This is a genomic window from Cronobacter sp. 153480017-3, assembly GCF_053627815.1.
This window is the reverse complement of record NZ_JBSEYN010000003.1, coordinates 337,554-358,495: the sequence shown is the minus strand read 5'-3', so window position 1 is coordinate 358,495 and position 20,942 is coordinate 337,554. Positions and strand designations below refer to the sequence as shown.

19 protein-coding genes and 1 tRNA gene are annotated in these 20,942 nt (G+C 57.5%); 13 read left to right on the top strand and 7 right to left on the bottom strand.

Annotated features, from left to right (window positions below):
• The first annotated feature begins 91 nt into the window (after nt 1-91).
• The 4 genes from ACUW6V_RS09530 to ACUW6V_RS09515 are packed head-to-tail and all read left to right on the top strand — an operon-like array spanning nt 92 to nt 3,874.
• A complete protein-coding gene (locus ACUW6V_RS09530) occupies nt 92-376 on the top strand; it encodes a hypothetical protein (protein ID WP_234004853.1) in 285 nt (94 codons plus the stop codon).
• Entirely contained in the window at nt 376-1,638 is a 1,263-nt protein-coding gene (locus ACUW6V_RS09525; protein WP_454038290.1) for a VRR-NUC domain-containing protein, read from the top strand. Before ACUW6V_RS09530 ends, ACUW6V_RS09525 begins: the two co-directional genes overlap by 1 nt.
• Nucleotides 1,639-1,649: 11 nt before the next feature.
• Nucleotides 1,650-2,846, top strand: a complete 1,197-nt coding sequence (locus ACUW6V_RS09520) for a type VI immunity family protein (protein WP_454038289.1) — start codon at nt 1,650-1,652, stop codon at nt 2,844-2,846.
• A gap of 50 nt (nt 2,847-2,896) precedes the next feature.
• Complete coding sequence (locus ACUW6V_RS09515; RefSeq protein ID WP_454038288.1) at nt 2,897-3,874, top strand: type VI immunity family protein; 978 nt, start codon at nt 2,897-2,899, stop codon at nt 3,872-3,874.
• A 276-nt stretch (nt 3,875-4,150) separates the two neighbouring features.
• On the opposite strand, the gene ACUW6V_RS09510 is transcribed toward ACUW6V_RS09515, so the two are convergent.
• Both ACUW6V_RS09510 and ACUW6V_RS09505 read right to left on the bottom strand, forming a co-directional pair.
• Nucleotides 4,151-4,226 (bottom strand) — tRNA-Phe (locus ACUW6V_RS09510).
• 112 nt (nt 4,227-4,338) lie between these two features.
• Entirely contained in the window at nt 4,339-5,058 is a 720-nt protein-coding gene (locus ACUW6V_RS09505) for a DUF554 domain-containing protein (RefSeq protein WP_015742506.1), read from the bottom strand.
• 545 nt (nt 5,059-5,603) lie between these two features.
• Between ACUW6V_RS09505 and ACUW6V_RS09500 the strand changes: the two genes are divergently transcribed.
• Nucleotides 5,604-7,742 (top strand): ornithine decarboxylase, encoded by a 2,139-nt coding sequence (locus tag ACUW6V_RS09500; RefSeq protein WP_454038287.1) that lies wholly within the window; start codon nt 5,604-5,606, stop codon nt 7,740-7,742.
• Between the two features lie 315 nt (nt 7,743-8,057).
• Here the strand turns inward: ACUW6V_RS09500 and ACUW6V_RS09495 are convergent, their stop codons facing one another.
• Together ACUW6V_RS09495 and ACUW6V_RS09490 are read right to left on the bottom strand one after the other, a co-directional pair.
• Nucleotides 8,058-8,756, bottom strand: coding sequence for a response regulator (locus tag ACUW6V_RS09495; protein WP_454038286.1), 699 nt, complete (start codon nt 8,754-8,756; stop codon nt 8,058-8,060).
• Nucleotides 8,746-10,380: an ATP-binding protein gene (locus ACUW6V_RS09490; RefSeq protein WP_454038285.1), complete on the bottom strand. Its 1,635-nt coding sequence runs from the start codon at nt 10,378-10,380 to the stop codon at nt 8,746-8,748. Before ACUW6V_RS09490 ends, ACUW6V_RS09495 begins: the two co-directional genes overlap by 11 nt.
• A gap of 337 nt (nt 10,381-10,717) precedes the next feature.
• Here ACUW6V_RS09490 and ACUW6V_RS09485 point away from each other — a divergent pair, with 337 nt between their 5' ends.
• The 8 genes from ACUW6V_RS09485 to citG are packed head-to-tail and all read left to right on the top strand — an operon-like array spanning nt 10,718 to nt 18,096.
• Entirely contained in the window at nt 10,718-12,082 is a 1,365-nt protein-coding gene (locus tag ACUW6V_RS09485; RefSeq protein ID WP_454038284.1) for a 2-hydroxycarboxylate transporter family protein, read from the top strand.
• Between the two features lie 18 nt (nt 12,083-12,100).
• Nucleotides 12,101-12,964, top strand: a complete 864-nt coding sequence (locus tag ACUW6V_RS09480; RefSeq protein WP_454038283.1) for a fumarylacetoacetate hydrolase family protein — start codon at nt 12,101-12,103, stop codon at nt 12,962-12,964.
• A gap of 17 nt (nt 12,965-12,981) precedes the next feature.
• On the top strand, nt 12,982-14,013 hold the full coding sequence (gene citC, locus ACUW6V_RS09475; protein WP_454038282.1) for a [citrate (pro-3S)-lyase] ligase: 1,032 nt from the start codon (nt 12,982-12,984) through the stop codon (nt 14,011-14,013).
• Between the two features lie 26 nt (nt 14,014-14,039).
• On the top strand, nt 14,040-14,333 hold the full coding sequence (gene citD / locus ACUW6V_RS09470) for a citrate lyase acyl carrier protein (RefSeq protein ID WP_004388224.1): 294 nt from the start codon (nt 14,040-14,042) through the stop codon (nt 14,331-14,333).
• The gene (gene citE, locus ACUW6V_RS09465; RefSeq protein ID WP_014728057.1) at nt 14,330-15,205 is read left to right on the top strand and encodes a citrate (pro-3S)-lyase subunit beta; all 876 of its coding nucleotides are present in this window, start codon (nt 14,330-14,332) and stop codon (nt 15,203-15,205) included. The genes citD and citE overlap by 4 nt, the downstream gene beginning before the upstream one ends.
• Nucleotides 15,206-15,215: 10 nt before the next feature.
• Entirely contained in the window at nt 15,216-16,733 is a 1,518-nt protein-coding gene (gene citF / locus ACUW6V_RS09460) for a citrate lyase subunit alpha (RefSeq protein WP_454038281.1), read from the top strand.
• 3 nt (nt 16,734-16,736) lie between these two features.
• Entirely contained in the window at nt 16,737-17,276 is a 540-nt protein-coding gene (citX, locus tag ACUW6V_RS09455) for a citrate lyase holo-[acyl-carrier protein] synthase (protein WP_085045595.1), read from the top strand.
• The gene (citG, locus tag ACUW6V_RS09450; RefSeq protein ID WP_454038280.1) at nt 17,254-18,096 is read left to right on the top strand and encodes a triphosphoribosyl-dephospho-CoA synthase CitG; all 843 of its coding nucleotides are present in this window, start codon (nt 17,254-17,256) and stop codon (nt 18,094-18,096) included. The genes citX and citG overlap by 23 nt, the downstream gene beginning before the upstream one ends.
• Nucleotides 18,097-18,424: 328 nt before the next feature.
• Here the strand turns inward: citG and mltC are convergent, their stop codons facing one another.
• From mltC to mutY, 3 genes are read right to left on the bottom strand one after another with little or no spacing between them, the layout of a single operon-like run.
• Nucleotides 18,425-19,507, bottom strand: a complete 1,083-nt coding sequence (gene mltC / locus ACUW6V_RS09445; RefSeq protein ID WP_041460371.1) for a membrane-bound lytic murein transglycosylase MltC — start codon at nt 19,505-19,507, stop codon at nt 18,425-18,427.
• A gap of 44 nt (nt 19,508-19,551) precedes the next feature.
• On the bottom strand, nt 19,552-19,827 hold the full coding sequence (locus ACUW6V_RS09440) for an oxidative damage protection protein (RefSeq protein ID WP_004388230.1): 276 nt from the start codon (nt 19,825-19,827) through the stop codon (nt 19,552-19,554).
• Nucleotides 19,828-19,829: 2 nt separating this feature from the next.
• Complete coding sequence (gene mutY / locus ACUW6V_RS09435; protein WP_012123787.1) at nt 19,830-20,915, bottom strand: A/G-specific adenine glycosylase; 1,086 nt, start codon at nt 20,913-20,915, stop codon at nt 19,830-19,832.
• Nucleotides 20,916-20,942: the final 27 nt, after the last annotated feature.

Genomic DNA, 20,942 nt, shown 5'->3' with positions numbered 1-20,942 from the left:
AATCGAATATGGCACGACCGGAGTGTATCTGCGCAGGGTGCCGCGAACGTATGTAGGGGCGGGGGCTGTGATGGCGCAGGAGATGCCCGTTATGCCCATAGCGGATGGGTACAGCGAATTCTTTATTGTGCGCGACCAGGCAACGAATGAGCCGCTGGCTGGCTTCCCCTATACACTCACGTTTTCGGGCGGCACGCTGCGCGGTGAAACCGATGCCAACGGTGAGACGCAGCGCGCCTGGAGCAAACAGAGTGAGGAAATCGCGCTGACACCGCACCCGGAACATTTCCGCCGGGAATATTTCAGCGCCAGCTACTGGGATAGCCGCACCTCGCTGTCGCTCGATTTTTCAGATTACGACAATGAGGAAAACTGATGGCAGCAGGGAAGAGAGCCGCCGGCATGCCGGGCGAGCCGCAAAGAACGGCAACAACAGTAAAAGCGCCTGAAGGTACGGTGGCCAGAGTCACCAATCCGCTGGATTTATGGTACCTGTGCGAGAAGGTTAACTACGCTCTGAAATATCCCGTAAAGCGCTCCGACGGGAAGATGATGTATCAGCGAAAGGTGACCCGGCTTATTCGGCAGGATGACAGGAACTTTAATTACCATTTTCCCTACATTGGCGAAGTGGGCTACGACATGACGCGCAATCCGCCCTCGTCGCTAATGAGCAGGCGGCACCCTAACTGGCCGAGCAGCTTCCCGCTCGCGCAATATCGCCTGATAAAACAAGGTTATGAAGTGCGCCTGCGGGAAATGGCCGAGGGGCAAGTGGAGCGCGTTATCGAATTGCTGACGCGGGATGAACTGGAAACACTACCTGCGCCGGAGGCCGGTGACATCATGCTGGATGATGCGCTGGATATTGTGCTCAAACGCAAGGGGAGCTTTCGGATACCGGATGTTATCCGAATCAGCGACGTCACCCTGACGGGTAACGCTGCCTTTAGCCAGGGAAATATTCATACGGTGATTGAGATTAAGTTTCCGGGGGACAGATTAAGTCGTGAACAGCAAATAAATTATATGAACATAGCTGGCAATGAGGATAATTTCCGTCTACTTGAAACCGACGTCTGTCAAATAGACGACAAACGCAAACGCGAGTGGATACGGGATGCCGTTCAGGAGCCGGTCTATAAACCGGTAGCGGATGCGCTGGGAGAAACCGAACAGATCTGCCTTCGCCCGGATGTGCCATCGTATCACCTGCTGGAAGGAGAAATGGAGCAAGAGTTTCGCCAGGTACAACACCATTTCTATCAGCTGGCCGGCGACTACTGGGTGCCCCCTGCGGGCATGGAGGTCAATACCTTAAAACCACAGCAAGATGCCGGGGACATCGCCCGGCAGGCGCAGGAACGGGAGCGAGCCGCCGGGTTTCTCGGGGCGTTGCTGGGGGGGCAAATGATTGTTATACCCGCCACGGCAGGCGTGGGAGCCGTCGCGGTAGCGACGGGAGAAAGCCTGACGGGCATGATTGCCGGGACTGCGGTGCGGTATGCCAGAACGGCAACCACCTTTTTGCTGCCGGCAGGCGGCCTCGGCATGGCGACGGCGGCTGAACCTGAAGAACAGCCATCGAATACATTTACCCTGAAGCAAGCTCAGGATTTTGTTTACTGGCCCGATTAAGGAGCGGATAAATGGATTTTTTTGAGAAATTTAAGCAGGCCGAATACGATTTTACTTACGGTGCGGAGGATGATCCGGAACACCATAACGCCTTACAGGTGGGGGTAGTGGCATGGTTTTACCTGGATAAAGGATATACCAAAGAAAACCGGGCCAGAATTGCTGAAGCCTGGCAACTTTACCACAATGAATTCGGTGCGAAATTGAAGTGGGGTTATATTAATGATCCTAATAAAGATAAAAGTTACAACACAGCTTTAGCTAAAAAATTGAAAGGGGTAATCGCTGACAGTTTTGGTGATGATTTTTATTTTCATTGGTATTCGGATAAGGGGTTTCGTTATGCCAGTGATTACTCGGTAAGCGCTGGCTCTCCGGCTGGCTGGTATGAAATGATTCATAGGAGTGTGAGTTATTTTTGTTTTTATTTACCAGTTGCAGAGTTAGCAAAAAAGGAGGAGCTTAAAAATTTGCTCATCCGGTTTTGTACGATTTTAAATCCCGTCCATGGTTTAATGGGTTTAGGTGTGCAGCAATGTCAGGAGGAAGAGCGATACCAACATTTAGAATATGATATAGCTCAGGATTTTCTTGGTATAGATATTCCCGGTGGGCGTACCGACAAACAGTTAAGGACGGGCCTACGCGCCGTTAACTGGTATACCTTTTTTTGCAATGAATGGCTAAATAAATTGGGTGGGATTCAATATTTACGTAGTGCTCTCAGTAATCCGTCAATTGAAATAATAAACTATGATAATGGCGTTATTATCCGCGCCGGAGAATGGCCGGAGTTAGGCTGGGTTAAGGATAACCCATACCCTGAATTGTACGTGAAAGTGAATAAGGTGCTTAAACCTATTCGCGCACCAGAATTGGATAGTATGGGTTATGGCTCGATTGCCGGCGAAATCCGTTTTGACAGAAACTCCACCGCCCGGTGGCTTGCCCGTTTCGATGTAGACCTTCCGCCGCTTGCCACCATGCCAGCGGCAAAAGATCCGGTGCGGATAAGCTGCTGGACAGACGATATTGCGCCTTACGCGGGCCAGTGGGCCACGATTGTCAACGGCACCACCGACTATATTCAAACGCGGGAAGGGCAGAAGATGCCTTATTTTGAAGATAAACACGGCAATAAACACCGTGCCCTCTGGCAACTGCTGAAGCGAGATGATAAAGGCAGCGTTTTCATCATGCCAGAATAATAAAAAAGGGCCTCTTGTCAGAGAGCAGGCCCTGTTAAGGAAAAGATAAAATGGATTTTTTTGAGAAATTTAAGCAGGCCGAATGCGATTTTACTTACGGTGCGGAAGATGACCCGGAACACCATAACGCCTTACAGGTGGGATTAGTGGCATGGTTTTACCTGGATAAAGGTTATACCAAAGAAAACCGTGCCAGAATAGCTGAAGCCTGGCAGCTTTACCACAATGAATTCGGTGCGAAATTGAAGTGGGGGTATATTGATGATCCTAATGCGGAGATTGACTATAGGGCTATTTCGTTAAAAAAATTCAAAGAAATTATCATTGGAAGTTTTGGCAACGATTTGGATTTTCTATGGTATTCCGAAAAAGGGTTTCGCTATGCCAGCAATTATGCGGTTAGTGTCAGTTCCACTGCTGGGTGGTACGAGTCAATTCATAAACGGGTGAGTTGTTTTGGGTTTTATCTTCCAGTGTTATTGTTAAATAACAAGAAGCATTTGGAAGATTTTCTTTTTCAAATTTGTATTGTTTTAAAACCTATGCACGGACTTATGGGGTTAGGTATACAACAGTGCTACGAAAAGGAGCGATACCAGCATCGCGAATATGAAATTTGCAATGAGTTTAATGGTGTTGATGTTATTAATTCTAATACGGATAAAAAAATGAGGGCGGGCCTACGCTCCGTTAACTGGTATACCTTTTTTAACAGTGAGTGGCTAAATAAACTGGGTGGGATTCAGTATTTACGGAGTGCTCTGGGCAACTCATCGATTGAGATAATACCTTATGATGCTGGTGTTATTATCCGCGCCGGAGAATGGCCGGAGTTAGGCTGGATTAAGGATAACCCATACCCTGAACTGTACGTGAAAGTGAATAAGGTGCTTAAACCTATACGCGCACCGGAAATTGGTAGCCTGGGGTATGGCTCGATTGCCGGTGAAATTCGTTTTGACAGAAATTCCACCGCCCGGTGGCTTGCCCGCTTTGATGTAGACCTTCCGCCGTTTACCGCTCTGTGAGCCATTTGCCGAAGCTTTAAACCACATACAGCGAATCATCAGACAAGCTCGATGAAGAGTCCGGCTCTCCAAAAGCAAAAACCCGCCTTGTGGGCGGGTTCTTTAAATTAGTGGCGCCTGGACCGGACAAAAACGCCGGGAGCGTTTTTGCACAGCGCATCGCGCTGCCCGCAGGGCGAGTCGCAGGGATGCGACGAGTGAATCGAACGCAGTTCGATGGAGAGTCCGGCTCTCCAAAAGCAAAAACCCGCCTTGTGGGCGGGTTCTCTAAATTAGTGGTGCCCGGACTCGGAATCGAACCAAGGACACGGGGATTTTCAATCCCCTGCTCTACCGACTGAGCTATCCGGGCAACGGGGCGCATTAAACCCGATTCAACTTACGGCGTCAACGAAATTCCGCGAATTCTGCGCCGCCCGCCCATTCCTGCGCCACTTTGCTTGCGAAATAGCCGTTTTAATGCCTTACGCGAAGAAACGCGTCCAGAGCGCGGAAAGTGGCATTGAAATCAGCAGCGCGGGCAGCAGATTAACCACCGCGAACATCTTGATGCCGCAGATGCGCAGGCCCGTCGCCAGCAGCAGCAAACCGCCCGTCGCGGTAAAATCGCCCATCATCGCGGGTGTAGTCAGCGGCAGGATAAATACCGCGCCGGCGGCGAGCGTTAACTGGATAAGCAGCATCGGGATGGAGATGGCCGCGACGGCGGCGCCAAGCGTCGTCGCAAAAATCGTGGCGGTGAAGAAATCGAGAAACGCCTTGGCGATAAGCAGGCTGTTGTCGCCGGTCATGCCTTCGCGCATCGCGCCAAAAATGCCGGTTCCGCTCGCGCAAAACAGCACGATGATCGCCACAAAGCTCTGCACGAAATTGTCCTGCGCAGGCCGCGCGTTTTTACCGGGCCGCAACCGGCGCGCCACGCCGTTCAGGCCATGCACCAGATTGACGATTCCTTTTTCGATATAGCAGAGCTCGCCAATCAGCGCGCCGAGCAGCATCGAGAGCACCATCACCGGCAGGTTCACGCACTTCACCACCAGTAAAATGCCAATACCGAGCGACGCCAGGCCGAAAATCGAGGGCATCGAACTGCGCAGCCGCTCGGGAAGCCGCTGGCTTAACGCCGCGCCGAGCAATCCGCCCAGCAGTACTGCCGCTGCATTGATAAAAGGTCCGGTTACCACATTGAGCTCCTGCCTGAGTCTGTATCGCGATGGGTTTCAGCATAAGCCCACAGTGAGAGGGAGAAAAGCGCGCCCGATAACTGCATTTTTATGCGAATCTCATGCTTACTTATTTTAAGGATTAATTTTTAACAATAATAATCAAAAAGATAAAGAACAAGGCTGTAAATTCGTTGCTTAAAACCCCGATTTTCTCCACGCGCTGTCTTGCCCCACATGGCGTAAGGTGACATGATTGCGCGACTTTTCTCCATCAGACAGGGTGTATTGTTATGACCGCGCGTTCGCTGCCAGCCGTCATTTCTTCGCGACATTGCACAATGCCGCGCGCCCGTCATGTCTGTCCGCCATACTTCTCCATGCCCACCATGCGGTGAGGCCACCGTATGCTCACTGCCGGACAACAGTAAAACCAGGCGTGCTCTGCTTTTACTGATGTCTCGCGGTCGGAGCTGGTAATCAGTCAGACCACATCGTTTCGCCGGGATACCGTCCCGTTGCCGTGCCCGAAGGCGCTTACACCGACACTCAGGGTTTTTGTGCTTATGAAATCGTTAAAAATTGCCGCCAGCCACGCCGTGGCTCCTCTGCTTTCAACCTCCCGCGACGTGGTGGGGCTCGATAGCACCGACTTCACCGACGTAGCCGCCGTGGTGCTTTCTGTGGCCGATACGCGCAGCGGTATTCTCGCGCTGCTTAAGCGCACCGGGTTTAATCTGCCGATTTTTGTTTATCTGCAGAGCGGCGAAAGCTGCGACGCGCCGGTCAGCGGCATGCTCACGGGAACCTCACAGGAGTTTCTGGCGCTTGAAACCGCGGCGCTCGCGTATGAAGAGAACCTGCTGCCGCCGTTTTTCGACACGCTCACGCAGTATGTGGAGATGCAGAACAGCACCTTCGCGTGCCCCGGCCACCAGCACGGCGAGTTCTTTAAAAAGCATCCGGCGGGCAGGCAGTTTTACGATTTTTTCGGTGAAAACGTGTTTCGCGCCGATATGTGCAACGCCGACGTCAAACTGGGCGATTTGCTGATCCACGAAGGCTCCGCCAAGCATGCGCAGAAATTTGCCGCGAAGGTCTTTCACGCCGATAAAACCTATTTCGTGCTGAACGGCACCTCGGCGGCGAATAAAGTCGTGACCAACGCGCTGCTGACGCAGGGCGATCTGGTGCTGTTCGATCGTAACAACCATAAATCGAACCACCACGGGGCGCTGATTCAGGCGGGCGCGACGCCGGTCTATCTCGAAGCGGCGCGTAACCCGTTTGGGTTTATCGGCGGGATCGACGAGCGCTGCTTCGACGAGGCGTATCTGCGTGAGCTGATTGCCGAAGTGGCGCCGTCGCGCGCGCAGGAGGCGCGTCCGTTCCGCCTGGCGGTGATCCAGCTCGGTACCTACGACGGCACCATCTATAACGCCCGTCAGGTGGTGGATAAAATCGGCCACCTCTGCGACTACATTCTGTTTGATTCCGCATGGGTCGGCTACGAGCAGTTCATCCCGATGATGGCCGACTGCTCGCCGCTGCTGCTGGATCTCAATGAAAACGATCCGGGGATTTTCGTCACGCAGTCGGTGCACAAACAGCAGGCCGGGTTCTCGCAGACCTCGCAAATCCACAAGAAAGATAACCATATCCGCGGACAGGCGCGTTTTTGCCCGCACAAGCGGCTCAATAACGCCTTTATGCTGCACGCTTCGACAAGCCCGTTTTACCCGTTGTTCGCCGCGCTGGATGTGAACGCCAAAATCCACGAAGGCGAGAGCGGCAAGCGGCTGTGGGCCGAGTGCGTGGCGCTTGGGATCGAGGCGCGCAAGGCGATTATCGCCAACTGCCACATGATCAAGCCGTTTATCCCGGATACGGTGGCGGGGCGGCCCTGGCAGGATCATCCGACGGACGCGATTGCGCGTGAGCGGCGTTTTTTCAGCTTTGAGCCGGGCGCGGCGTGGCACGGTTTCACCGGTTACGCGCGCGAGCAATATTTTGTCGATCCGTGCAAGCTGCTGCTGACCACGCCGGGTATCGATGCCGAAACCGGCGAGTACAGCGATTTCGGCGTCCCGGCGGCGATCCTCGCCAATTATCTGCGTGAAAACGGCATCGTGCCGGAAAAAGCGGATCTTAACTCGATCCTGTTTTTGCTCACCCCCGCCGAGAGCGCGCAGAAGATGGCGCACCTGGTCGCGATGCTGGCGCGTTTTGAGCAGCATATTGAAGACGATACGCCGCTTGCCGACGTGTTGCCGACGATTTGCCAGAAATATCCGGTGCGTTATAAAGGCTACACGCTGCGCCAGCTCTGTCAGGAGATGCATAATCTGTACGTGAGTTTCGACGTGAAGGCGTTGCAGCGGGCAATGTTCCGTAAAGCCGAGCTGCCGCAGGTGGTGATGAACCCGCAGCAGGCGAATGTGGAGTATATTCGCGGCAACGTGGAGCTGGTGCGTCTGAGTGAGGCCGAAGGACGCGTGGCGGCGGAGGGTGCGTTGCCGTATCCGCCGGGCGTGTTGTGCGTGGTGCCAGGCGAAGTGTGGGGCGGCGCGGCGCTGCGTTATTTCCTGGCGCTGGAAGAGGGCGTGAACCTGTTACCGGGCTTTTCGCCGGAGTTGCAGGGCGTTTACAGCCAGACCGACCCGGATGGCATTAAGCGGTTGTACGGGTATATGTTGCGCGAATAAGGCGTTATCGGACAGGTGTTGGATGTGACGCTGGCGGGTGCGCTTCGCTTACCCGCCCTACATAATTTCAGCGCCTTATGTGTCGTTGGTGATGGTGGGGCGTGAATGGTGGGTGCGCTTCGCTTACCCACCCTACGAGAATGCCATCATTTTTATCGTGTAGGGCGGGTAAGCAACGCGCACCCGCCGTACAGTCAGAGCATCACTTTCCGTAGGGCGGGTAAGCAACGCGCACCCGCCGTACAGCCAGAGCATCGTTTTCCGTAGGGCGGGAAAGCGTAGCGCACCCGCCGTAAAATCATATCCACCGTAACATCACGCTTCTCCTTCCGCCCGACGGTACAACCGCCGCGGATGGCCAATCTTGCCGTACAACATCTCCACCGTCAGAAACCCACTCTCCACGCAGTGCTCCAGATACCGCCGCGTGGTGGTTTTGCTTAAACCTGTCGCGCTCACCACATCATCGACTGAAAAAATCTGCTCGCGGCTCTCCACAAACAGCCGCTGCACCAGCGTCAGCGTATTCTCCTCAATCCCCTTTGCGCCGGAGTCTGGCCGGAAGCTGCGCGCCTGCAACTGATACAACGAATCCACGTGCTGTTGATCGACAATTTTCCACACCCGCTGCTGCTCGCGAAACTGCACAAAGCGTTCCAGCGAATAGCTGAGGCGCTTCCACGACACCGGCTTTAACAGATAATCGAACGCGCCGTTGCGGATCGCCTGGCTACAGGTGTCCATATCGCTCGCGGCGGTAATAAAAATCACTGAGCAGGCGCTGTTCTTCAGCGTCAGGCTCTCCGTCAGCGTAATCCCTTTGCCGTCCGGCAGATAATTGTCCAGCAGCACCAGATGCGGGCGCTTCTCGCGGATCTGCCGCTCGGCGTCGGCGAGCGTCGCCGCCATGCCCACCAGCCGCAAATGCGGGTGCTGCTTTACCATTTCGGCATGCAGCGCCGCCAGCTGGTTTTCATCTTCCACAATCAGTACGTCGGTCATCTCAGGTGGCATAGTCAGGTTCTCCCTGCGGTTGGGCCGGACGAACGTCGGGCGCGTCAGGAATAAAAAGTGAGAAAATCGTGCCGCGCGGCGTATTGGCGGACACTTCCAGCGTGCCGCCTGCGAGCTTCACATAGCTGGCGATAAGATGCAGGCCGATACCATGATCGCCGCGGCGTTTGGTGGTAAAACCCGGCTCGAAGATCCTGTCGCGAAGCGCGGGCGCGATCCCGACACCGCGATCCGCCACTTCGATGATCAGCTCCCGCTCGTTCAGGCGGATCAACACCTCGACCGGATCGTGCGGCCCTTCGGCGCGCTGGGTGGCTTCGATGGCGTTATCCAGCAGATTGCCAATAACCGAAATCAGCTCCGGCTCGCCAAGCCCGCGGAACGCGCGCGCCATCTCGCAGGCCGGATCGAACGTCAGCGTCACGCCTTTCTCGCGCGCTCTGGCGCATTTGCCGATAAGCAGCCCGCATAATGTGGGGGAGTGAAACCGCCGGGAGATAAAATCGAGCAGCTCCTGGGTGTGCTCGGTCTGGGCCTGAATATAGCTCAGCGCCTGGTCGTAGTGGCCCAGATGCAGCAGCCCGGCGAGCGTCGACATGCGGTTTAACTGCTCGTGACGCAGAATGCGCAGGTTATCCGCGTAGCGCTTCACCTGGCTTAGCTGCACGCTCAGGCTGTCGATATCCTTGCGATCGCGAAAGGTAATCACCCAGCCCTGAAGCTCGCCTTCCAGCAGAATGCGCACCCGGCTTGCGATCACCGTCAGATGGTTAAATACGCAAATCTCATCATGCGTGTCGTTCTCCAGCATCACCTGCGGGGAAAAAAACGAGACCGGGTTAATCACCGCCTCCAGCGGCTGGCCGCGCAGCGAGCGCGAAGACACGTTCAGCCCCAGCAGCCGTTTGGCGGCGCGGTTGATCACCGCGATGCGCGAATGCTCGTCGATGGCGATAACGCCTTCGTAGATGGATTCCATCAGCGCCTTTTGCTGGCGCACGAGAAGCCCGATTTCCCGCGGCTCCAGAAAAAACATCTGTTTTTTAATACTGCGGGTGAAAAACCACGAAAAGATAAACAGCGCCAGCAGCAATAACACCGCGCCAATCAGGATATTGACCACCTTGCCAAGCGTAATGGTGTCGAGATAGCTGGTCAGATAGCCGACCGAGACAATACCGATGACATGGCCCTGGTCGTCAAAAATCGGCGCTTTGCTGCGCAGAGAGACGCCAAGCCCGCCCCGGCGAATGCTGGTAATGGTTTTTCCTTCTAACACATCCTGATTATCGCCACCGATAAGCGGAGTGCCGATGCGGTCATGAAAAACGGAATGAAACAGGTGCAGACCTTTCTCATCGCCAATAACCATAAAACTGGCGTCGCTGTGGCGCGCCATGTCTGTCATAAAGGTGTTAATCGCCGGAATATTACGTTGTCTGACCGCTTCACGTAATGACGGAATGAGCGAAATCTCTTCCGCCTGTATTCTCGCGCGACTGCTCATCTCCTGATAAAGCTGGCGGCTGACATCGAGATAATAATAAACACCGAGCGCCGTAAACAATACGGAGAAGAATATGATGAGATGAATAAATAACTTTATGCGAAAGGAAAATTTCATCGTTCACTGGCGCGCCGGAATACAAACAATAGAGAACTGTACCATTTTTTCAGGCGCTTACCGGGCCTGTGCCTGAAACTTGTGATCCCCTGCACAGGGCGCGGTGCGCGGCGGTAACTGTTTACCCGCGTTACGTTTTTACGCCAAAAACGGTGCTTATTGAATAAACGCCATAAAAACCACGCCCGTAAATTGAGCGCTGATCACATCGCGTTAATTAAAACCATAAACACCATAGGTGCCATTAAATTACCGGCGCTGATTCGGCCTTCCTCACAAATTGTAAGGGTAACCTCTTTTACGCTTAACGGGAAATATAACTACGGAGCTTAATTAAATGAGCACAACCGATGATTCTTACGTCGTACCCCACAACCCGTCTGCTGCGAAGCAAATATCCCTGAAAGAAAAATGGTGGCATATCATGGATACCTGGAAAATCGGGATTATTCCATTGCCGCTGTTTCTGCTCTCCGGCGCGCTTATCGCCATTGACTGCCTCGGCGGCAAACTGCCGAGCGATATTGTGGTGATGGTCGCGACGCTTGCCTTCTTCGGTTTCGCCTGCGGCGAGTTCGGCAAGCGCCTGCCGGTGGTTGGCAAAATGGGCGCGGCGGCGATTTGCGCCACTTTCATCCCTTCCGCGCTGGTCTATTACGGCTGGCTGCCGGATGTGGTCGTGGAATCCACCACCAAATTCTATAAATCCACCAACATTCTCTATCTCTACATCTGCTGCATTATCGTCGGCAGCATCATGAGCATGAACCGCACCACGCTGATTCAGGGCTTTCTGCGCATTTTCTTCCCGATGTTGTGCGGCGAAATCGTCGGCATGCTGGTGGGGATGGGCGTCGGCATCGCGCTGGGTATGGAGCCGTTCCAGATCTTCTTCTTCCTGATCCTGCCTATCATGGCGGGCGGCGTGGGCGAAGGGGCGATCCCGCTTTCTATCGGCTATGCGACGCTGCTGCATATGGACCAGGGCGTGGCGCTGGGCCGGGTGCTGCCTATCGTGATGCTCGGCAGCCTCACCGCGATTATTATCGCCGGTTGCCTTAACCAGCTTGGCAAACGCTATCCGCACCTGACCGGCGAAGGCGAGCTGATGCCGGATCGCGGCGATAAACCGCAGGCCCAGACGCTGAACACCGCGTTCAGCGGCAAGGCTGATGTCACCACCATTGCTTCCGGCGCGCTGTTGGCGGTGCTGCTCTATATGCTTGGTATGCTCGGCCATAAGCTGATTGGCCTGCCCGCACCGGTTGGCATGCTGTTTATCGCGGTCTTTATCAAGCTGGTGCACGGCGTTTCTCCTCGCCTGCTGGAAGGCTCGCAGGTGGTCTATAAATTCTTCCAGACCTCCGTGACCTACCCGATTCTTTTCGCAGTCGGCGTGGCGATCACCCCGTGGGAAGAGCTGATGCACGCCTTTACGCTCAACAACCTGCTGGTGATTGTCAGCACCGTGTCGGCGCTGGTGGCGACGGGCTTTTTCGTCGGCAAGAAAATCGGTATGCACCCGATTGATGTGGCCATCGTCTCCTGCTGCCAGAGCGGGCAGGGCGGCACCGGCGACGTCGCCATTCTCACCGCGGGCAACCGCATGACCTTAATGCCTTTCGCTCAGATTGCCACCCGCATTGGCGGCGCGATTAACGTCTCGCTCGCACTGCTGATACTGGGCAATTTCCTTGTTTAATCGTCAGGATACGTTGTTATGAAACTTGCGAGTTATCTCCATCAGGGCCGCCGTAGTTACGGTATTGTCACGGATAACGGCGTGGTGGATCTCGGCGCCCGTCTCGGGGCGCACTACGCGGATCTCAAAACGCTGCTGGCGCGGGACGCGCTGGAACAGGCGCGCTGCCATGCGCAGGCACCCGCCGATTTCGCAATCAGCGACGTGACGTTTTTGCCGGTTATCGAGCAGCCGGAGAAGATCCTCTGTGTGGGCATGAATTACGCCGAGAAACGCAAAGAGTTCGACCAGCACAACCCGGCGCCGACGCTGTTTGTCCGCTTCCCCGATTCGCAGACCGGCCATAACGCACCGGTCCTCAAACCGCGCCACTCCAGCGAGTTTGATTACGAAGGGGAGCTTGCGGTGATTATCGGGCGCGGCGGCGAGAACATCGCCCGCGAGGCGGCGCTCTCGCACGTGGCGGGCTACAGCTGCTACATGGACGGCTCGGCGCGCGACTGGCAGCACACCTGGTTTACGGCGGGCAAAAACTGGCGGCAGACCGGCGCGTTCGGCCCGTGGATGACGACCGCCGATGAGATCCCCGATCCGCACCAGCTCGCCATCCGCACCTGGCTTAACGGCCGCATGGTGCAGGACGACAACACCCGCAGCATGATCCACGGCGTAGCGGAGCTTATTGAGTACATCAGCACCTTCACCCGCTTAAGCGCGGGCGATGTGATCATCACCGGATCGCCGGGCGGCGTTGGCAAAAAACGCACGCCGCCGCTGTTTATGAAGCCGGGCGACAAAATCGAGGTGGAGATCGAGCGGATCGGCCATCTGTGCAATGTGATCGCCGAAGCGCCCGTCGCGCAACCGGCGCCCGCCCTCTAAAGAGACCGGACGGACGTATGAGCAATCTGGAACTCATCACCGTGGCGCTTGCCCGCCAGCCGCAGGAGAAAGGCCGCGTCGCGGCGTTTCTCGCCAGCCATCAGTTAGGCATGGATGAAGACGTCACGCATGTCGTCATCGCAATCGCGCAGGGTGAGATCGCAGGCTGCGCGGGGCTTGCAGGCAACGTGATTAAAGGCGTGGCGGTGGATGAGCGCTGGCGCGGCGAAAACCTCAGCGCCCGTCTGCTGGTGGAGGTGGAAAACCTGGCGATGAGTCTCGGCCACTTTCACCTGTTCCTCTGCACACGTCCGTATAACCTCGAACACTTCCGGCGCTGCGGCTTCTGGCCGCTCGCGCAGTGTGATGATATCGCGGCACTGCTTGAAAACACGCCCTCCGGCATCCGCCGTTACTGCCAGCAGCTTGGCAGGTTAAAACAGCCCGGCGCGCGTATCGGCGCGGTGGTGATGAACGCCAACCCGTTTACGCTCGGCCACCGCTTTCTCGCCGAACAGGCGGCGAGTGAGAGCGACTGGCTGCATCTTTTTGTGGTGCGCGAAGAGGCGTCGTTTTTCCCTTACCGCGAACGGCTTGCGATGGTGCGGGCGGGCGTCGCGCATCTGCCGAACGTCACGGTGCATGAGGGCTCGGCGTATCTCATCTCGCGCGCCACCTTTCCGGGTTATTTCCTCAAGCAGCGCGGGCTGGTGGATAAAGCCTGGAGCGGGCTGGATTTGCAAATTTTCCGCCGCTATATCGCGCCGGCGCTCGGCATTAACCAGCGCTTTGTCGGCAGCGAGCCGTTCTGCCCGGTGACACGCGCCTACAACCAGGCGATGCACACCTGGCTTGAGCACGCGCCACTTAACGCGCCGCCGGTCAGCGTTATTGAAATTCCACGTCTCAGCTACGCCGAAGGCGAGGCGATTTCCGCCTCCGAAGTGCGCCGCCTGCTGCGCGCGCAGCGTTTTTCTTCGATTCGCGAACGGGTGCCGGAGAGCACTTTCGCCCTTCTCGCGCAACGCTATCGCGCTGAAGTGGCCTGAATTCTTATCTGACAGGACAAACCGTAATGAAGATAGTTAAAGAGGCGCTGGCGGGGACCGCCGAGTCCAGCGACCTGATGGTGAAAATCGCCCCGGCGGCGGGCGAGCTGGAGATAGAAATCTACAGCGATGTGATAAAGCAGTTCGGCGATCAGATCCGCCGCGTGGTGAAAGAGACGCTCGCGGCGATGGAGGTGTACGAAGGGCTGGTGATTATCGAGGACAAAGGCGCGCTGGATTGTGTTATCCGCGCCCGGCTGCAAAGCGCCGTACTGCGCGCCTGCGAGGCGCAGCCGCTGCGCTGGGAGGCGCTTAAATGAGCAAACTTCGCCGCAGCATGCTGTTTTTACCCGGCGCGAACGCCGCCATGCTCTCCACCGCGTTTATCTACCGGCCTGATTCCATCATGTTCGATCTCGAAGACGCCGTGGCGCTGCGCGAGAAAGACACCGCGCGCCTGCTGGTCTTTCACGCCCTGCAACACCCGATGTACCGGGATATCGAAACCGTGGTGCGCATTAACCCGCTCAGCACGCCGTTCGGCTTGCCCGATCTCGAAGCCGCGGTGCGCGCAGGCGTCGACGTCATCCGCCTGCCGAAAACCGACTCGCCGGAGGATATCGACGAGCTGGAAGGCCATCTGGCGCGCATTGAGCGTGAGTGCGGTCGCGAGCCCGGCTCGACGCGCATCATGGCGGCGATTGAATCGGCGGTGGGCGTTATCAACGCCGTGGCGATCGCCCGCAGTTCGCCGCGGCTTATCGGCATTGCGCTCGCGGCGTTCGATTACGTGATGGATATGCAGACCGAGCGCGGCGACGGCACCGAACTCTTCTACGCCCGCTGCGCGGTGCTGCACGCGGCGCGCGCCGCCGGCATCGACGCATTCGACGTGGTGTGGTCAGACGTCAACGACGAAGCGGGCTTTTTAAAAGAGGTCGACCTGATTCGCAAGATGGGCTTTAACGGCAAGTCGCTGATTAACCCGCGCCAGATAGACCTGCTGCACAACGCCTACGCGCCGACACAAGACGAAGTGGATTACGCCCGCCGCGTGATTGCCGCCGCCGAAGAGGGCGAGCGCAACGGGCTCGGCGTGGTGTCGCTCAACGGCAAGATGATTGACGCGCCGATTATCAACCATGCGCAGGTGGTGCTGGAACGCGCCGCCGCCTCCGGCGTGCGCCGTTAAGGAGATAGTGATGAATCAGACAGAACTTCTGCATGTGCAGTTTCCGCACCTGCGCGACCTGGCACCGTTCGATACCGCCCATACCGCCACGCCGTGGCTTGCGGATGACGAGTGCAAGCACAACCGCAAACTCTGCGCGTCGCTGGAAGAGGCGGTGCGCAAAAGCGGCCTGCGCGACGGCATGACGATTTCCTTTCACCACGCGTTTCGTGAAGGCGACCGGGTGATTAACCAGGTGGTGGCGACACTTGCGCAGATGGGCTTTAAAAACCTGACGCTGGCGTCAAGCTCGCTGATGACCTGCAACGAGCCGCTGATTGAGCATATCCAAAGCGGCGTTATCACGCAGATTTACACCTCCGGCATGCGCGGCAAACTCGCCGAGGCGGTGTCGCATGGGCTGATGGCGGAGCCGGTGCAGATCCACTCCCACGGCGGGCGCGTCAAACTGTTGCAGGATGGCGAGCTGAAGATTGACGTGGCGTTTCTCGGCGTGCCGTGCAGCGATGAATTTGGCAACGCCAACGGCAGCCACGGCAAATCCTGCTGCGGCTCGCTCGGCTACGCGATGGTGGATGCGCAGTTCGCCCGTAAAGTGGTGCTGCTGACCGAAACGCTTGTGCCGTACCCGAACATGCTTGCGAGTTTGTCGCAGGATCGCGTGGATTTTGTGGTGCCGGTGGAGAGCGTGGGCGACCCGGCGAAAATCAGCGTTGGCGCGGCGCGCGTCACCAGCAATCCGCGTGAGCTGATGATCGCCCGCTACGCCGCTGACGTGATTGAACACGCCGGCTATTTCAAAGACGGCTTCTCGATGCAGACCGGCTCCGGCGCGGCGTCCACCGCCTGTACGCGGTTTCTCGGCGAGAAAATGGCGCGCCGCGGCGTGAAGGCGCGCTTCGCGCTCGGCGGTATCACCGGCAGCCTGGTGGATTTGCATGAAAAAGGGCTGATAGACGTCCTGCTCGACACCCAGTGCTTTGACAGCCAGGCGGCGGCGTCGCTCGCCCGCAACCCGAAGCACATCGAAATCTCCACCAACGTTTACGCGAGCCCCGCCAGTAAAGCGGCCTGCTGCGACAAGCTCGACGTGGTGATCCTGAGCGCGCTGGAAATCGACGTCGGGTTTAACGTCAACGTGATAACCGGCTCCGACGGCGTGATGCGCGGCGCGTCCGGCGGGCACTGCGATGTGGCCGCGGCGGCGAATCTCACCATCGTGGTGGCCCCGCTGTTGCGCAGCCGCATTCCGACGGTGGTTAAACGCGTCACCACTCGCCTGACGCCGGGCGAGAGCATTGATGTGCTCGTTACCGACCACGGCATTGCGGTCAACCCGGCGCGGCCCGAGGTGCGCGAGCGGCTGCTCGCGGCGGGGCTGAATGTCGTCGATATTCATGCGCTGTGCGAACGCGCCGTGGCGATCGCCGGCGAGCCGAAACCCATTGAATTCACCGACCGCATCGTCGGCGTGGTGCGCTATCGCGACGGTAGCGTCATCGACGTGGTGCGTCAGGTTAAGGAGTAACGTATGGAAATTGATACGCCCGTGAATCCGGGCGTCACGCTTGATGAGCTACTGGCGGCGAAAGACGCGCGCGCGCGCCGTCAGCAGGCGTGGCTTACCCGCTACGGCCAGCCGGTGATTTCGCTCTCGCTGGTGACGCCCGGCCCGGTGAAAGACAGCGTGCGTTACCGCAACGCGTTCGCGGTGGCTGTGCAGGCCTGCGATCAGCTGCTGTGGCAGCACCGCTGGCCGTGGCTTGCGCGCGAGATCTTTCACGCGCATACCGGCCCGACGGCGCTCTGGAGCGTGGCGCACCCGGCGAGCGAAATCAAAGCGCTGTGCGTGGCGCTTGAGCAGACGCACCCGCTCGGCAGGTTGTGGGATTTCGACATTCATTGCCCGCAGGCGGGCCAGGTGGGGCGCGCGTCGCTTGACCGTCCAGGGCGGCGCTGTTTGCTGTGCGATGAGCCGGCGCACGCCTGCGCGCGTTCGCGCCGTCATCCGCTGGAAGAGGTGGTCGGGCGCGTGGAGAAGATGATCGATGACTGGTTTGCCCGCGACTGACCGGCGCTTTGCGCGCCAGCCCGATGTGCCGTCACTCGCGGTGGCGGCGCTGTACGCCGAACTGAACCTGACGCCCAAGCCGGGGCTGGTGGATCGCGCCAATAGCGGTGCGCACCGGGATATGGATCACGCGTTGTTTGTCGCGAGTATCAGGGCGATTGCGCCGTGGCTGCGGGTGTTTTATCAGCAGGGCGTGCAGGGTGCCGGGCTTGCCGAAAGCGAGATGCTGCGGCGGCTGCGCCCGGCAGGGCTTGCGTGTGAACAGGCGATGTTCAGCGCCACCGGCGGCGTGAATACGCATAAGGGAGGGATTTTCTCGCTTGGCCTGCTGTGCGCCGCCGCGGGGAGGCTGGCGGCGCTGGGGGAACCGTTGACGCCAACCGCGCTCTGCATGACGGTGAGCGCGATGACACGTGGCATCGTAGCGCGCGAGCTGGCGCACGGGCGGCGGGCGGCGACGGCGGGCGAGCGTTTGTATCGCCAGTTTGGTCTGACCGGCGCGCGTGGCGAGGTGGAGAGCGGCTTTGCGACGGTGCGCCGCCATGTTTTGCCGTTCTGGCAGTATGCGCAGGGCGAGAGAGGGTTGCAGCAGGCGCTGTTGCGGCTGATGGCGGTTAATCCGGATACCAATCTGGCGTCACGCGGCGGGCTGGAAGGGTTGCGTTATGTGCAGAAGTACGCGAGTGGCCTGCTGGCGCGCGGCTGGGACGACGAGGTGTTACGCGAGATGGACAGGGCGCTGATTACGCGCAACTTAAGCCCCGGCGGCAGCGCGGATTTGCTGGCGGTGAGCTGGCTGCTGGCGGCGCTGGCTTTGTGATTCGGCGTAAAAAAGGCGGGTGCGCTGCGCTTACCCGCCCTACGATTTAGCCACAAATCATTTGTAGGGTGGGTAAGCGAAGCGCACCCGCCAGATAACAGAGAACCTACCCGTGTAGGGTGGGTAAGCGCAGCGCACCCGCCAGATAACAGATTATCCGCCTTTTGTAGGGCGGGTAAGCGAAGCGCACCCACCGGATAACAGATTATCAGCCTTTTGTAGGGTGGGTAAGCGAAGCGCACCCACCGAATAACAGAGAACCTCCCCGCGTAGGGTGGGTAAGCGAAGCGCACCCACCAAACCAGCGCTACGCACCCACCTCTCACGCTTATTTACGGCGATACATCTTCTGCGCGGTATTGACCTTGTAGAGATAACGCCGCGATTCGGCAGACGGATGACGGTTGGTCAGCGTCTCGTACACATCGCCCGGCGATAACTGGTTGATAATATTCACCGCCTGGTCTTTATCGCTTGAGAACACCCGCAACACGCTGCCCGCGCCGCCGTTATAGGCGGTGATCACGGCGTAACGACGCGAGGTCGGGTTGGTAATGCCGCCCAGATACACATTATTAAGCATCGCCAGATACGCGGTGCCGGTATCAATGTTGCTTTGCGGATCAAACAGATAGCTGCGGCTCGGCGTGCCCCATTTGCCCTGCGAGCGGAAAACGTCCTTACCGGCGCTGTGCTGCACCACCTGCATTAGCCCGAGCGCATCGGCATGGCTCACCGCATACGGGTTAAACGACGACTCGGTCTGCATAATCGCGAGGATCAGCGATTCATCCACGCCATATTTGCGCGACGCCTGACGCACCATGCCTATGTACTTATGGGCACGCTTGTCGAGGTGGTTCGGCACCAGGTTAATGGTCACGCTGTAGATAATCCGCAGGCCGTTGCTGCGGCTCTTCAGGTGCGTTTGCAGCAGGTAGTCGGCGAATTTCGACGCGCGGCCTTCCCAGCGAATCGGCTGCCCGGTGTTGTCCACCACCTGACCATAAAGGAACGGCTCGCGGGAAATCTGAATGTCATTAACATCAGAATAGAGATCGATAGAGCCGGGGTCGTCGCCCATCAGCAGCGTGGTGATAATCGCCCGACGCAGGCGCGCCGCAGGCTCAGTACCGGCTATCGTCTCAACCGTAATGGTACCTTCGTCGAAGTTGATGTGGCTGCGCGTCTGGTACTGATCGGTGTATTTCACGTAGTCCTTCGGACCCGCGATTAAAACTTCGTTAAATCCCCAGATGTTTTCAATGTTATGGGCAAACTGGCCCATCAGAATGTCAAACCCGTTGGTGTCCTTAATCCAGGCCTCGTTATAGGCGTTTTCGGCGTTTTTTTTGCTGGAGCAGGAGATGAGCAACGGCGCAATCAAAGCGAGCGCAAATATTTTTTTCATCATTCCGGGCGTGCTGTTGGGTTAAGTGAAAGGGCCAGAGGCCCTTACTGTTGTTCCGGCGGCGTATAGCCTTCGATGTGCACCTCTTTGCCTTCAAACAGGAAATTCACCATCTCCTCTTCCAGCAGCTTGCGATGCTCAGGGTTCATCATGTTGAGCTTTTTCTCGTTGATAAGCATGGTCTGCTTCTTCTGCCACTGCGCCCAGGCTTCTTTCGAGATTTCGTTATAGATACGCTTACCCAGTTCGCCCGGATAGAGCTGGAAATCCTGGCCTTCGGCGTCACGCTGAAGAAAAGTACAAAAAATGGTTCTGCTCATCGTCAATCCTCATGAATGGCGCGAGCGGGGCGGGACGCCACCGGCTCTGCGCGCACTTGCTGTAACAGGCGCTCTACGGGGGCGGCGAGGCCCACCGCTGGCGGCTGCGCTAAGTTATACCAGAGACCCGACGCTTCATCCATGCAGGCGGCGGTCTGCTGCACGCCAAGCCACATCGGCACGATATCCAGATGGAAATGGCTGAAGGTGTGGCGAAAGGCGGTGAGCTGCGTCAGGCCGTCATCGTTAATGCCGCGCGCTGAAAGCCACTCGCGCAGCGCGGTTTCGCTCTCAAACTGCGGGAAACAGTACAGCCCGCCCCATAAACCCACCGGTGGGCGCTGCTGTAAAAAGAGTGCGCCTTCATGCTGAAGCAGTAGAAAATAGCCGGTTTTCTCCGGCAGGATTTGTTTGGGCTTCTTGCCAGGGTATTTCGCATAGCTCTGGTGGGCGAACGCCTCGCAGCCATTATTAAGCGGGCAAATCTCGCATTTGGGTTTCGAGCGGGTGCAGACCATCGCGCCGAGATCCATCATCGCCTGGTTAAAGCGCGCCACGCCCTCGGCGGGCGTTACCGTCTCGCTTATCTGCCACAGGCGGTTTTCCACTTCTTTTTTCCCCGGCCACCCTTCGACCGCGTAACAGCGCGCCAGCACGCGTTTCACGTTGCCATCAAGAATGGGGAAATGTTTGCCAAGCGATAGCGACAGCACCGCGCCTGCGGTGGAGCGCCCGACGCCCGGCAGCGCGGCCACTTCCTCGAACGTTTCAGGGAATTTTCCGCCGTGCAGCGTCGCCACCTGCTGCGCCGCCTTATGTAAATTGCGGGCGCGGGCGTAGTAGCCAAGACCGGTCCACAGATGCAGCACATCGTCGAGCGGTGCATTTGCCAGCGCCGTCACGTCAGGAAAGCGCGCCATAAACCGCTCAAAATAGGGGATAACGGTCGTTACCTGCGTTTGTTGCAGCATGACTTCCGAGAGCCATACTTTGTAAGGGGTTTTTTCCTGCTGCCAGGGAAGGGTTTTGCGACCATATTTGTCGTACCAGTCGAGCACCTGGCGGGAGAACTGCTGTGCCTGCATCATGAACGCGTGGCTTCCGGCTTGAAGAAA